The organism is Trichococcus flocculiformis (genome assembly GCF_900113645.1).
Classification (GTDB): domain Bacteria; phylum Bacillota; class Bacilli; order Lactobacillales; family Aerococcaceae; genus Trichococcus; species Trichococcus flocculiformis.
Genome location: NZ_FOQC01000029.1, coordinates 18,336 through 31,582, shown reverse-complemented (window position 1 = coordinate 31,582; position 13,247 = coordinate 18,336). Strand labels below are relative to the sequence as shown.

The window sequence follows — 13,247 nt, the reverse complement described above, 5'->3', positions numbered from 1 at the left end:
AACTGATCCACAGCGGAAGACGCATGATGCTAAAACTCAGTACCCATCATGTCTATCAAGACGAATTTTTTCATATCTTACGGCAAATTCAATCCTTGTCTTGGTGAGATCCCGCTAATTTAAAAAAATCGTTCGAACAAAGGGATTAGTATGCCCAAAAACACAATAACAATCGCACTCCGTGCTTCTTTTCGTCTCTAAGAGACATTTTGAAAGGGAAAAAATAACAACTCTGCCAAAAATCCAATACTGCAGATGAAATAGGGTTATTCATGTCAAAGTTTCGGGTAGTATGAATAATTCAGGTCAATGATTTGTTTTGCATTTATTGACACAAAAATCACCTCTTTCTTTAAGTCTAAACATTTCTCTTGATGCGTTTCCAGCAATTCAGCACAACGGTTTACTGATTTCTTGAAAAATTTTATTAAAACGTTTATTTAAAGCGTTGTTTAAGAGTATCATCCGCAGATATCAAGGAAAAGATACAAAATAACAGTTGGCAGGGTTACGGTTGCTTCGATTCCGCAAAGAAGAACTCCCACCTAACGAACTAAACCATGAGCTTTCTTACTTGAAGAGTGATATCAGGCACGGCCAAGTCAAGAAGGGCCTGTCAGTAATGATTATTCTCGAATCCGATCCGATGCTCCTCTGGCCGGAGGGACCGGAATCTGATTATAGCTCCGGTGAGGCTCCCGCTCGCAGGAGGACAACGCTAACTATCGGCACCTTCTCCGGCGAAGTCATCCTCATCGGAGAACAACTGAAATAAAATCCTAAACTCCGGCCAAGCCTCGGTTCAACGGAACTGAGGGCCGGATCTTGCGTTCACCGTTATGCCATCAGGTATCCGGAAGTTTCCAACAAAAAGAGCCGCCTCAACTTGAGTCGGCTCCTTTTCTTGTTATTGATACTCCTATACCGTTCGCTCTTCCTTAGCGACTTGCGAAGGCGCAGTCCCGTAGTATTTCTTGAACAGTTTGCTGAAGTGGTACGCGTCCTGATAGCCGACAGCCTGGGCGACTTCTTTGATGGTCCATTCTTCCTGCTTCAGCAGTTCCTTCGCATGCTTCAGGCGCACGTGGATCAGGTAATGGATCGGACTCAATCCGGTCGCTTCCTTGAAGATTTTTGAAAGATGGGCCGGGCTGACGAAGAGTTGTTGCGCCAATTGTTCCAACGTGATTTCTTCGGAATGGTGGTTTTCCAGATAATAGACGGCATGGTTCACCAGATGCTGTTGACGCACGGCAGTTTGGGAAAGCGCCGGCGGAAGCGTATTATCGGATCCGTCCTCCAGACTGCGCAGCAACAACCCCAGCATCTCCAATATCAGCCCTTTGCCCATCAGCTGATATTCGCTCCGCTGCTCGTTGAACTCCTTCGTCACCCGCCAGGCCTTCTCCATGAAGGCATCCGCATAACAGCCAAGATCCAGCAATGCGCGTTTGTTCGGAAAATGATTACGGGGAAGTCCGTTCAGCGAAAGGTTCGTCAAACCGATATGCAGTTGATGGGAAAATGTGCCCTCTTTTTGCCGCTCCGCATGTTTCACTCCCGGATTGAACAGCATGACAGTGCCGGTTCCCACGTCCTGCCGTTCCCCATCCACCAAGTAATCTGCTTCCCCTTCGAGCAGGATGCTGATTTCCAAAAAGTTGTGGCTGTGCGTTTTGGAATAGTTTCCGGCTTCGTTCAGCGGATCGAAAGCATAGAGAATTTCGGGATTGAATGTTTGTACGTGTGTGTAGGCCATCGCAAAAGTCCTTTCTGTTGAATACCCTTATATTGTACAGGAATCTGACGAAGAAAAGCCATTCTCATTCCTAAAAAAAACAGTAACCTGTTAACATACACTTTTTTTGAGGAGGACTGTCTTATGAATCATTACCAATGGATTTGGCGCTACGCACAGGCATACAAATCCAAAAGCTTACTGGCTTTATTATTTATTTTCCTGAATGCCCTCCTGATCATCATCAATCCGCTCTTGGCGGGGGAATTGATCGACAAAGTCATCGATGGCGGGCAGGATAATTTATTGGTGCCGATTTTGGCATTGATGATCGGCATCACGCTCTTCCGGACGACCATCCGCTACAGCTACCAGATGCTGTTTGAGCGGATCGGCCAAAACACACTCTTTGTGCTGCGCCAGGATATGTACCGGAAACTGCAGGAGTTGGACTTCGACTTCTTCAACCATACCCGGGTCGGGGATATCATGGCCCGGATGACCGGGGATACCGATGCTATCCGTCACTTTGTTTCCTGGGTCACCTACAACATCCTGGAAAGCATCCTCTGGTTCGTGATGGCCGTCGCAGTCATGGGCACAATCCACCTTCCGCTGATGCTGGCTTTGGTGGCCGTCACGCCGGTCATCTTCATACTGACGCAAAAGATGTCCCGAGAAGCCTTCCCGCTATTTTTCCAGATCAGGGAAAGTTTCTCCCGGCTGAATTCGATGGTGGAAGAAAACATCGGCGGCAACCGTATCGTCAAAGCGTTCGCGAGGGAAGACCATGAAATCGAAAAATTCACGAAGCACAACGAAGACTTTAAGCGCCGCAATCTGGATTCCGCAGCTGTATCCCGTACCTATCTCCCTTGGCTCGACGGTTTCGCCGGAACACTGAATGCAATCGCCTTGGTGCTCGGCGGCTTGTACGTCATCCGCGGGGAAATGTCGATGGGAGATTTGGTCGCCTTCAATGGGTTCCTCTGGATGCTGAATATGCCGATGCGGATGAGCGGCTGGCTCATCAACGATGTCCAGCGCTTCTCCGCCGCCTGCGTCAAAATCCGTGACATGTTGGACACAGAGGCGCGGATTCCGGTAACGGCTGTCCAAGAGCACCAGCGGATCAAGGGGACCGTCACATTCGACGATGTCTCTTTCGCCTTCTCCGATGACCCCGGAACGGATATCCTGTCGCACGTCTCCTTTACGGTAGGTCCCGGACAGACGTTGGGGATCTTGGGCGAAACAGGCTCAGGCAAGACAACGCTTGTTAATCTGGTGGGAAGATTCTACGATCCCACTTCGGGAACCGTCCTGATCGATGGCAAAAGTGCCAAAGACTACCCGGTCCGCCAATTGCGGGAGAACATCGCCATGGTCATGCAGGACGTTTTCCTGTTTTCCGATACGATCGAGGACAACATCGCTTTCGGCAATCCGCAGGTGGACCGTTCCTACATCCAACAAATGGCCCGGATCGCCGATGCGGATGGCTTCATCACAAGTATGCCCCAAGGATACGACACGATTGTCGGCGAACGCGGAGTCGGTTTGTCTGGGGGGCAAAAGCAGCGTATTTCTTTGGCACGGGCATTGGCGAAGGATCCGGCCATCCTTATTTTGGATGACACCACTTCCGCGGTCGACATGGAAACCGAATCGAAGATCCAACAGGAGTTGCTTGGATTGACGGAAAACAAAACGACCTTCATCATCGCCCACCGGATTTCGTCGGTGCGGGATGCAGATCTGATCCTGATGATGGAAAAAGGCCAAGTCGTCGAACAAGGAACCCATGCGGAACTTTTGGCCAAGCGAGGGAAATACTATGACGTTTACTGCAAACAACTCGGATTGACTGGAGGGGAAATCAATGGCACGCAATACGTATGATGTCGACGAAAGCTTAGAACAAGAATTCAATTGGGGACATTACCGGCGCTTGGCCGGCTATATCCGCCCCTACAAAAAACCAATTTCAAAAATATTGGCTGTCATCATTGTGGCGAACATCGCCGGCATGGCGGGACCTTATTTCACAAAAATTGCAATCGATGACCTGATACCGTCAGGAAATGTGCCCCAGCTGTTGGGTTTGGGTGGGATCTTCATCCTTTCCCTTGTGCTGATCGGCTGGTGCATGCGCTATCGGATCTATGCCATCACCGAAGTCGGCCAGGACATTCTGAAAGACATGCGCTACGATATTTTTGCACATCTGCAGCGCCTGCCGTTTGCTTACTTCGACAACCGGCCCCACGGCAAGATTTTGATCCGCGTAGTCAATTATATCAATACGCTGAGCGACCTGCTGAGCAATGGGCTCATCAATCTGATTTCTGACCTTTTCAATGTAGTGATCACATTGGGCTTCATGCTTCTCATCGATGTGCGTTTGACGCTTTACAGCATGGCTCTTTTGCCGGTTCTCTTCGGACTGGTGCTGTTCATCAAAAAGCGCCAGCGGATAGCCTTTCAGATTTTGAGCAACAAACAGTCCAACCTCAACGCCTATATCCACGAAAGCATTTCGGGAATCAAAATCACCCAATCGTTTGCCCGCGAACAGGTCAATTATGACATCTTCAATGAAGTCAGCGAGGAATACCGGACGTCTTGGATGAAAGCCGTCAAAATCCAATTCCTGATGTGGCCCGGTGTACTGAATATTTCGGTACTGACGACCTGCCTGATCTATTTTGTGGGCATCCGTCAGATCGGTGTGTCCGTTTCGACCGGAACATTGATCGCCTTCATCGGCTACATCAACAATTTCTGGAATCCCGTCATCAATATCGGGAACTTCTATAATTCCTTGATCACTGCCACGGCCTATTTGGAGCGCATCTTCGAAACATTGGACGAGGTGCCTTCCATCCAGGATGCGCCGGACGCCTACGAGTTGCCGCCAGTCAAAGGCGCAGTCGACTTCGAAAATGTAACCTTCCGTTATGAGGAAGGCAAAGATATTTTGCACAAGGTCAACTTCCATATCGAACCGGGACAGAGCATCGCTTTAGTCGGTCCAACAGGTGCGGGCAAAACGACCGTCATCAATCTGCTGAGCCGGTTCTACGACATCAATGAAGGCAGCGTCAAAATCGATGGTCACGACGTCCGCGATGTCACCCTCGGCTCCTTGCGCAGCCAAATGGGCGTCATGCTGCAGGATACCTTCATCTTCTCCGGTACGATTCTGGAAAACATCCGCTACGGCAAGCTCGATGCAACCGAGGAGGAAGTGATCGCAGCCGCGAAAGTTGTACGCGCCCATGATTTCATTCAAAACCTGAAGGACGGCTACCACACCGTTGTTGAAGAGCGCGGCAGTACCCTATCGGCTGGCCAACGACAATTGCTCTCCTTTGCCAGGGCCCTGCTTGCCGATCCGAAGATCCTGATTCTCGATGAAGCTACCGCCAGCATCGATACCAGGACCGAAGAACTGCTGCAGGAAGGCCTCCAGAAACTGCTGAAAGACCGGACTTCCTTCATCATCGCCCACCGGCTGTCGACAATCAAAAACAGCTCCCGGATCTTCTACGTGGCAGGAGGCAATATCGCCGAAGCCGGCACCCATGAAGAGCTGATGGCCAAAAAAGGCCTGTATCACCATCTCTACCAATCCCAATACGACCTGCTGCAGGCCGTGTGAATAACGTTAGCCGCATAGCTGAACGCACTGTCTGATCAGGTTGTCCGATAACCCGATCGAATCGGACAACCTGCCCGCAACGCGGTCCCACGAACATGATTATTGCCGTATTTCCCGGCAGCTTCTCCATTTACAAAAAATATCCGAAAAAGATGCGTTCCCGGCCTTGGAGCAGTTGCTCCTAGGCGCGGGAACGCATCTTTTTGATGTTTTTAACAGTTTTTCTTACGTCAGTCCGCTTTGTTTGCGATCAGTTCTTTGGCTGCTGCCGCACCTTCCAAAGCTTCCCATTCCCATTCCATCACTTCCGGAATGTCCTCGCCGTTCTCGCGGATGAACTTATGGTGGAAGTCCACCGTTTCCGTCATCTTTTGCGAGAAGGCTGACGCTTCTTCGCCGTAAACAGCATTGGCCGCATCCTGCGCCAAGTGGAAACGGTCCATCTCGGACAAGACGCGCATGTCGAATGGTGTCGTGATGTCCCCATTCTCGCGGTAGCCATGGATGTGCAGGTTATGGTTGTGGCGATCAAAGAAGATGTCACGGATCAAGCCTTCAAAACCGTGGAAAGCAAAGATGACTGGTTTGTCGGCCGTGAAATAGGCGTCGAAGGCTTCATCGCTCAAGCCGCGCGGATCCACATCCGGATGGCGCAGTTTCAACAGATCCACGATGTTGATGAAACGGATCTTCAATGCCGGGAACTGCTTGTGCAGAATCGTGACTGCCGCAAGTGCCTCCAGGTTCGGTTCCGTTCCCACTGCTGCGATCACGACATCCGGTTCTTCGTCTCCGCAAGTCGAAGCCCAGTCGATCACTTTCAGGCCATCTTTGACCAATACTTCCGCTTCTTCCGCAGAGTAGAATTGCGGACGCGGGTGTTTCGAAGATACGATCAGGTTGATCTGTTCCTCGGAAGCCATCGTTTCCGCCATCACGGCCATCAAGGAGTTCGCATCCGCCGGCAAGTATTCGCGGATGAATTCCGGTTTCTTCTCAGCCAAGTGCGTCAACAAACCCGGATCTTGGTGGGTGTAGCCATTGTGGTCCTGTTGGAACACGGTCGAAGTCGCGATCAAATTCAAGGACGGATAGTGTTTGCGCCACGTCTGTTCTTTGGCTTTGCGCAACCATTTGAAATGTTGGGTGATCATCGAATCAACCACGCGCAGGAAGGCTTCGTAACTGGCGAAGAAACCATGGCGCCCAGTCAGGACATAGCCTTCCAGGAAACCTTCGGCCTGGTGTTCGGACAACTGCGAATCGATGACACGGCCGGACGGAGAAAGCCATTCATCATACGCAGGATCGATCGCTTCCATCCAGACGCGGTTCGTCACTTCGAAGACTTTGTTCAGGCGGTTCGATTTGGTTTCATCCGGTCCGAAGATGCGGAAGTTATCCGGATTGTCCACGACCAGGTCGCGCGCGAAGTTACCGAACTCGATCATGTCCTGGGCAATGACTGCGCCCGGTACGGTCGTGTCGACGGCATACTGCTTCCAATCCGGAATATTGAGCGGTTTCGGATCGATTCCGCCGTTCGTGACCGGATTCATAGCCATCCGTCGGTCGCCTTTCGGTGCCATTTCTTTCAGCTCAGCCACCAATTGGCCGTCGGCAGTGAACAACTCTTCGGGACGGTAGGACTGCATCCAATCCACCAGCGCATCGATGTGTTGCATATGATGCGCATCCACCGGAATCGGCACTTGGTGAGCGCGGAAGCCGCCTTCGATCGGTTCACCGTCCCATGTTTGCGGACCCGTCCAGCCTTTCGGGGTGCGGAAAATGATGACCGGCCAAACCGGCATCTTCGCTTCGGCTGCGGAGCCTTTACGGGCTTCGGTTTGGATCGCTTTGATTTTCTCGACAGCCGTATCCAACACTTGCGCCATGATCGGATGCACCGCTTCCGGATCGGTCCCTTCCACGAACAACGGCTCCCAGCCCATGCCGTTAAAGTACTGCGTCAATTCTTCGTTCGATTTACGGTCGAGGATCGTCGGATTGGAGATTTTGCCGCCGTTCAGGTACAGGATCGGCAAAACAGCCCCATCGGTTACCGGGTTGATGAACACATTGGAGAACCAACCGGCCGCCAACGGACCGGTTTCAGCTTCCCCATCACCAACGACAGTCGCCGCGATCACTTCCGGGTTGTCGAAGATGGCGCCGGTCGCGTGAGAAAGCGAATAGCCGAGTTCGCCGCCTTCATGGATCGAGCCGGGTGTTTCCGGTGCCGCATGGGAAGCGACCCCGCCGGGGAAGGAGAATTGTTTGTAGAGTTTCGTCAAACCTTCCAGATTCTCGGTGATTTCCGGATAGATTTCCGTATAGGAACCGTCCAGATAGGCGTTCGAAACCATGACTTGGCCGCCATGTCCCGGTCCTTCGACGTAGAACATGTTCAGGTCATATTTGTTGATGACGCGGTTCAAGTGGGCATAGATGAAATTCTGTCCGGAGATGGTTCCCCAGTGGCCGATTGGATGGAGTTTCACATCAGCCGCCTCGATCGGGCGTTGCAGCAAGGGATTGTCCTTCAGGTACAGCTGTCCCACGGAGATGAAATTGGCGGCGCGCCAGAAGGCATCCACCTTGTCCAGATACGCTTTTGAATCAAATGCAGTCATTTTTGTTGCTCCTTTTCATTATATTATTGAAAACGTTTGCGAACACTTTCACAAATGCCCTCCAAAAAATCGGTTTGACGATTTTCTGTCAAACCGATCGAAAAAAACTATTTGATTAAGGCCACTTCAAGGCCGACCAGTTTTGCCCAAGCCAGGATCTGATCTGTGCTCAAACTCAATGAAACAACAGTGTGGTGACCGCCGCCAGCTTCGATCCAAGCGCGGATGCCGTCATGGAAATTCGGTTTCACTTCCCAAAGGACGCGTGCGACAGGAAGGTTCGGAGCTGCCTCAGTCGGTTCAAAGGCAAGAACTTCATTCACCAATAACTTGTAGTGCGTTCCGAAGTCAGCCATCGAAACGACAACGCCGTCCCCTGCTTTGCCGTCGAATACAAGGCGGGCAGGCTCTTCACGATTCCCCATCGATAATGGTGCGATCAGAATTTTCGGTTTGTTGACTGCCAGTCCTGGATCGACTTCCAACATATGCGATTGCAGAATCGCTTCTCTGCCTTCAGCCATTTCATACGTGTAGTCTTCCATGAAGCCGGTGTCGATGTTGTGGGACATGATCTTCATCAAGCGGTCGATTGCTGCTGTTTTCCAGTCGCCTTCGCCTGCGAATCCGTAGCCTTCTGCCATCAAACGTTGTACTGCGAGACCTGGTAATTGTTGCAGGCCATGCAGATCTTCAAAGTTTGAGGTAAAGGCAGTATAGCCGCCCGCTTCCAAGAAACGACGGATGCCGATTTCTTGACGCGCCTGCACTTTGACGTGCGCTTCCCATTTGCCTTGCTCATAATCGCCGTAGTCGAAATCATACAAATCTTTGTATTCATTGAACAAAGCATCGACTTCTTCGTCTGCGACCGCATCGACATAGTCCACTAGATCACGGATGCCGTAGTAATCGACTGTCCAGCCGAATTGGATTTGTGCTTCCACTTTGTCGCCTTCGGTCACGGCAACGTTACGCATGTTATCGCCGAAACGCGCCACTTTGATGGAGAAGCTTTCATTGTAGGCTACCGCCACGTCCATCCATTCCGCGATTTGGGTTTGGACATTTTCACGTTCCCAATAGCCGACAACGACTTTGTTGTTCTTTTTCAGGCGCGCATTGATGAAGCCGTACTCGCGGTCGCCATGTGCCGCTTGGTTCAAGTTCATGAAATCCATATCAATTGTTGCCCATGGAATGCTTTCGTTAAATTGAGTTGCCAGATGCAATAACGGTTTTTGCAACAGTTTCGTTCCGCGGATCCACATTTTGGCTGGCGAGAAGGTATGCATCCAAGTGATCACACCTGCCACTTCATCACGGTAATTCACTTCTTTCATGATCTTCGTGATCGTATCGGGCGTTACCGCCAATTCCTGCAGCACAAGCGGATAAGGCAGTTTGCCGCTGTTGTTCAGGCTTTCCACGATAACAGCCGCATTGTTTTTAACTGTTTGTAAAGCTTCTTCACCATATAAATGTTGTGAACCGACTACGAACCAAAATTCTTTTTTTCCTACTTCTAACATATTTTCAGCTCCCCTATTTTTTTTGCCCGTAATAGGCGTTTTCTCCGTGTTTTCGCAAATAATGTTTATCCAGAATGCGTTGCGGCAGTTCTTCCGCGAAGACGTTCAATTGACGGGCGAACAGATTGGTTTTGCAGACTTCATCCAATACGACCGCATTCAATACTGCCCCTTTGGCGTCTTTGGCCCAAGTGAAGGGTCCATGCCCATGTAGCAACACGCCAGGAACTTCCATCGGTTTGATGCCGCGTTCGCGGAACGTTTCCACGATGGCATTCCCCGTCTCTTCCTCGTAACCCCTGTCGATTTCCGCTTGCGTCAAGAAACGGGCGCAGGGGACCGTGCCGTAAAAGGTATCCGCGTGTGTCGTGCCCATGGCCGGCACATCCAATCCAGCTTGCGCCCAAATCGTTGCCCAAGTCGAATGCGTGTGCACAACTGCACCGATTTCCGGGAATTCTTTGTACAGGACGGCATGCGTCGGCATGTCGGATGACGGATTCAGATCCCCTTCGATGACGTTGCCGTCAAAGTCGCAGACAACCATATCGCTCGCTTTCATGTCGTCATAGCCGACGCCGCTGGGCTTGATGACGAACAAGCCTTTTTCGCGGTCAACCGCACTGACGTTTCCCCACGTATATTTGATCAGTCCCCGTTCCGGTAATTCCAGATTGGCTTGAAAAACTTCTTCTTTTAATTGTTCCAGCAAGATGTTTCCTTCCCTTCTATCTCAAACTCAAATGCTCGACTGCAGCCTGTTCGATCGCCAACCCTTTTTGGTAACGTTCGATGAAAGTTCCGAAACCTTCAACGTCGCGCGCATCAGGAGCGATCGTGATGCCTTCATCGGCACCGAATACTTTCTTGTCCAAAAATGCATCCAAAGTCTCTGACGTTTCCTTGCGGTCAGCGTAGGCAGCCAACAATGCGATGCCCCATGCCCCGCCTTCTCCGGCCGTCTCCATGACGGTGACCGGTGCGTCCATGACGGCAGCCAACACTTTCTGGCCGACCTCAGGGGTTTTGAAGATGCCGCCGTGGCCGACGATTTTGTCGATTGCGACATTTTCCTGCTTCAGGATGTTCATGCCGATCTTCATTGCACCGAAAGCGGTGAAGAGGTGCACGCGCATGAAGTTGGCCAAGTTGAAGTTGCTTTCCGGTGTGCGGACAAACAACGGCCGTCCTTCCGCCAAATGGGTGATGTTCTCGCCCGAGTAATAGCCGTACGAGAGCAATCCGCCGCAATCGGTATCGCCTTCAAGCGCTTTGTTGAATAAAGTGGCGAACAATTTGTCCGTATCAATCGCGAAACCGGCTGCCTCGCTGAATTCCCGGAAAAGCTTGACCCAGGCGTTGATGTCGGATGAACAGTTATTGGTATGGACCATTGCGACCAGGCTGCCTGCCGGTGTCGTCACGAGATCGATTTCCGGATGCACTTCGTTCAAGTCCTGCTCCAATACGATCATCGCAAATGCCGAAGTCCCTGCGGATACATTTCCGGTGCGCTCCGCCACGCTGTTCGTGGCGACCATGCCGGTCCCGGCGTCCCCTTCCGGCGCACATAACGGGATGCCCGCTTCGAGTGTGCCTGTCGGATCAAGTAGTTTGGCCCCCACTTCCGTCAGATTCCCGGCTGCGTCCCCTGCCAACAGTACTTCCGGCAGCAGATCCGCCAATTTCCAAGTCGCGCCTTTTTCTGCGACCAATGCATCGAACTGACCAATCATCCGTTCGTCGTAATTTTTCTTCTCGACATCGATCGGGAACATCCCGGATGCGTCGCCGATTCCCAAAACTTTCTTGCCTGTCAGTTGCCAATGGATGTAGCCTGCCAAAGTCGTAAAGAAAGCGACTTCATTTGTATGTTCTTCCTTATTCAAAACCGCTTGATACAGGTGAGCAATGCTCCAGCGTTGCGGGATATTGTATTTGAACAGTGCGGTCAATTCCTTTTCGGCATCAGCCGTAGTGGCGTTGCGCCAAGTCCGGAACGGCACCAATAACTCATTTTCCTGATTGAACGCCATGTAGCCGTGCATCATCGCGCTGAAACCGATCGATCCGACTGCGGTCAAGGTCACGCCGTATTTCTCTTTAACCTCGCGCGTCAGTTCTGCATAACTTGTCTGAAGGCCTTCCAAATCTGGTCCAATGAATACGTCCAAATGCCTTCCACCAATTGGTTTTCCCATTCGTAACTGCCGGATGCGATCGGAGCGAAGCGGGAGTCAATCAGCACCGCCTTGATGCGGGTGGAGCCGAATTCGATTCCGATGCTCGTCTGCCGCGATTCGATATCAGTGACTATCGCTTGTAACTTCTCAGTCAAAATATTTCCTCCTTTTTGCGGTACACCCTTTTGCGGATGCTGTCCGTTCTTCTTGGATTCATTATATTCTATATGTCCGTACATGTAAAGGAGTAATTTGAATATTTGTCCGAACACAAAAAAGAAGCCATCCCGGTTTTTGGGACAGCTTCATTCTTCAGTTATCAGATCCGTTTGACCGAATCGCGGATGATCAGCTCCGGCTCGAATATTTTGTTGCCTGTCACTTCTTGCTGTACGGCCAGCATGATCCATTCAGCAGCTGCCGCTCCCAATTCTTCTTTCGGATGGGAAAGCGTCGTCAGCTTGACGCTGCCTGCCGTGCTCAGGAACGAATCGTCGTTGCCGACCACTGAATAATCTTCCGGAACCCGTTTGCCCATGTCAGCAAGCGCTTGGATCAAGCCCTGCGCCACTTCATCGTTGTAGCAGACGATTCCGGTGACTTCCTGATCGCTCGCCAGTTTCTCCCGAATCGTTTGGAAAACTTGCGCCTTCGTCTCTGTTGTGTACGTGTAGACATTTTTCGGATCGAAATTTGTACGCATCTCTTCGTGGGCTTTGATGAAGCCTTTCATGCGGTACTTCCCTTGCAGGTCATCGATTTTCGTGATCAGCGCCAAATGCCGATGGCCTTGCTCGAACAGATGTTTCGTAGCGAGATAGCCCGCTTTCGTGTCATTGACGCAAATGAACGGGACCGACAGTTCCTCATAGTTGGCATTGATCATGACGACCGGTATGCCGCGTTCCTTGAAGGATAGATAATAAGCCAAATTTGGATTGTATTGGTTACTTTTTGTCGGTTCCACGATCAGCCCCGAGACGCCTTGGCTGAGCATCTGTTCCAGACACTCCCGCTCCTGTTCGACATCGTTGTTCGTGCTCGCCAACAGCAAGGAGTAGCCATTTTCCCGCAGCCTCTGCTCGATGCCGCGGATGATCGACGGGAAAATATAATCCGACAGATACGTCGTGATAACGCCGATCGTTTTGCTCGAAGATACTCCGTCACCACGTCTCTGATACGTATCGTCGACGTAAGTCCCGGAACCTTTCTCCTTGCGCAAAAAGCCTTCATTCACCAACAAGGCGATCGCTTCCCGGACGGTATGGCGGCTGACTCCATAGTCCTTCTGTAATTGCAGTTCGGGCGGAATGACTTTACCTACCACGAATTCGTTCGAAAGTATTTTTGAGCGTATCTCATCGGCAATCACCTGGTATTTTGTTTTCATCGTATGTTCTCCCTCTATATATGTCCGTACAAATAGTATAGTAAACTGTGCAGAAAAATACAAGTGCCCATTGATGGATACTATGCAAAAAACGGAATCCC

General features: G+C 51.0%; 7 protein-coding genes and 1 pseudogene. 2 read left to right on the top strand and 6 right to left on the bottom strand.

The genetic code is table 11. The features are described 5' to 3' along the window. Positions 1–919 precede the first annotated feature (919 nt). Positions 920–1,759, bottom strand: coding sequence for an AraC family transcriptional regulator (locus tag BMZ71_RS09990; RefSeq protein WP_086990010.1), 840 nt, complete (start codon positions 1,757–1,759; stop codon positions 920–922). Between the two features lie 123 nt (positions 1,760–1,882). Here BMZ71_RS09990 and BMZ71_RS09985 point away from each other — a divergent pair, with 123 nt between their 5' ends. Continuing rightward, positions 1,883–3,640, top strand: a complete 1,758-nt coding sequence (locus BMZ71_RS09985; RefSeq protein WP_086990013.1) for an ABC transporter ATP-binding protein — start codon at positions 1,883–1,885, stop codon at positions 3,638–3,640. Then, positions 3,621–5,402, top strand: coding sequence for an ABC transporter ATP-binding protein (locus tag BMZ71_RS09980; RefSeq protein WP_068561540.1), 1,782 nt, complete (start codon positions 3,621–3,623; stop codon positions 5,400–5,402). The genes BMZ71_RS09985 and BMZ71_RS09980 overlap by 20 nt, the downstream gene beginning before the upstream one ends. A gap of 230 nt (positions 5,403–5,632) precedes the next feature. Here BMZ71_RS09980 and BMZ71_RS09975 read toward each other — a convergent pair whose 3' ends face one another. From BMZ71_RS09975 to BMZ71_RS09955, 5 genes and pseudogenes are all read right to left on the bottom strand, one after another. Next, positions 5,633–8,038, bottom strand: coding sequence for a phosphoketolase family protein (locus tag BMZ71_RS09975; RefSeq protein ID WP_086990016.1), 2,406 nt, complete (start codon positions 8,036–8,038; stop codon positions 5,633–5,635). Between the two features lie 107 nt (positions 8,039–8,145). Continuing rightward, positions 8,146–9,570, bottom strand: coding sequence for an L-arabinose isomerase (araA, locus tag BMZ71_RS09970; RefSeq protein ID WP_068561542.1), 1,425 nt, complete (start codon positions 9,568–9,570; stop codon positions 8,146–8,148). 13 nt (positions 9,571–9,583) lie between these two features. Next, positions 9,584–10,282: an L-ribulose-5-phosphate 4-epimerase gene (locus tag BMZ71_RS09965; RefSeq protein ID WP_086990019.1), complete on the bottom strand. Its 699-nt coding sequence runs from the start codon at positions 10,280–10,282 to the stop codon at positions 9,584–9,586. 16 nt (positions 10,283–10,298) lie between these two features. Then, positions 10,299–11,908, bottom strand: a pseudogene (locus tag BMZ71_RS09960) (xylulokinase). Positions 11,909–12,072: 164 nt separating this feature from the next. Continuing rightward, positions 12,073–13,146, bottom strand: a complete 1,074-nt coding sequence (locus tag BMZ71_RS09955; protein ID WP_086990021.1) for a GntR family transcriptional regulator — start codon at positions 13,144–13,146, stop codon at positions 12,073–12,075. Positions 13,147–13,247: the final 101 nt, after the last annotated feature.

What these genes read in the sequence shown, in the direction of transcription:
- BMZ71_RS09990 (WP_086990010.1), bottom strand. Translation starts at nt 1,759, where the DNA reads ATGGCCTACACACACGTACAAACATTCAATCCCGAAATTCTCTATGCT.
- BMZ71_RS09985 (WP_086990013.1), top strand. Translation starts at nt 1,883, where the DNA reads ATGAATCATTACCAATGGATTTGGCGCTACGCACAGGCATACAAATCC.
- BMZ71_RS09980 (WP_068561540.1), top strand. Translation starts at nt 3,621, where the DNA reads ATGGCACGCAATACGTATGATGTCGACGAAAGCTTAGAACAAGAATTC.
- BMZ71_RS09975 (WP_086990016.1), bottom strand. Translation starts at nt 8,038, where the DNA reads ATGACTGCATTTGATTCAAAAGCGTATCTGGACAAGGTGGATGCCTTC.
- araA (WP_068561542.1), bottom strand. Translation starts at nt 9,570, where the DNA reads ATGTTAGAAGTAGGAAAAAAAGAATTTTGGTTCGTAGTCGGTTCACAA.
- BMZ71_RS09955 (WP_086990021.1), bottom strand. Translation starts at nt 13,146, where the DNA reads ATGAAAACAAAATACCAGGTGATTGCCGATGAGATACGCTCAAAAATA.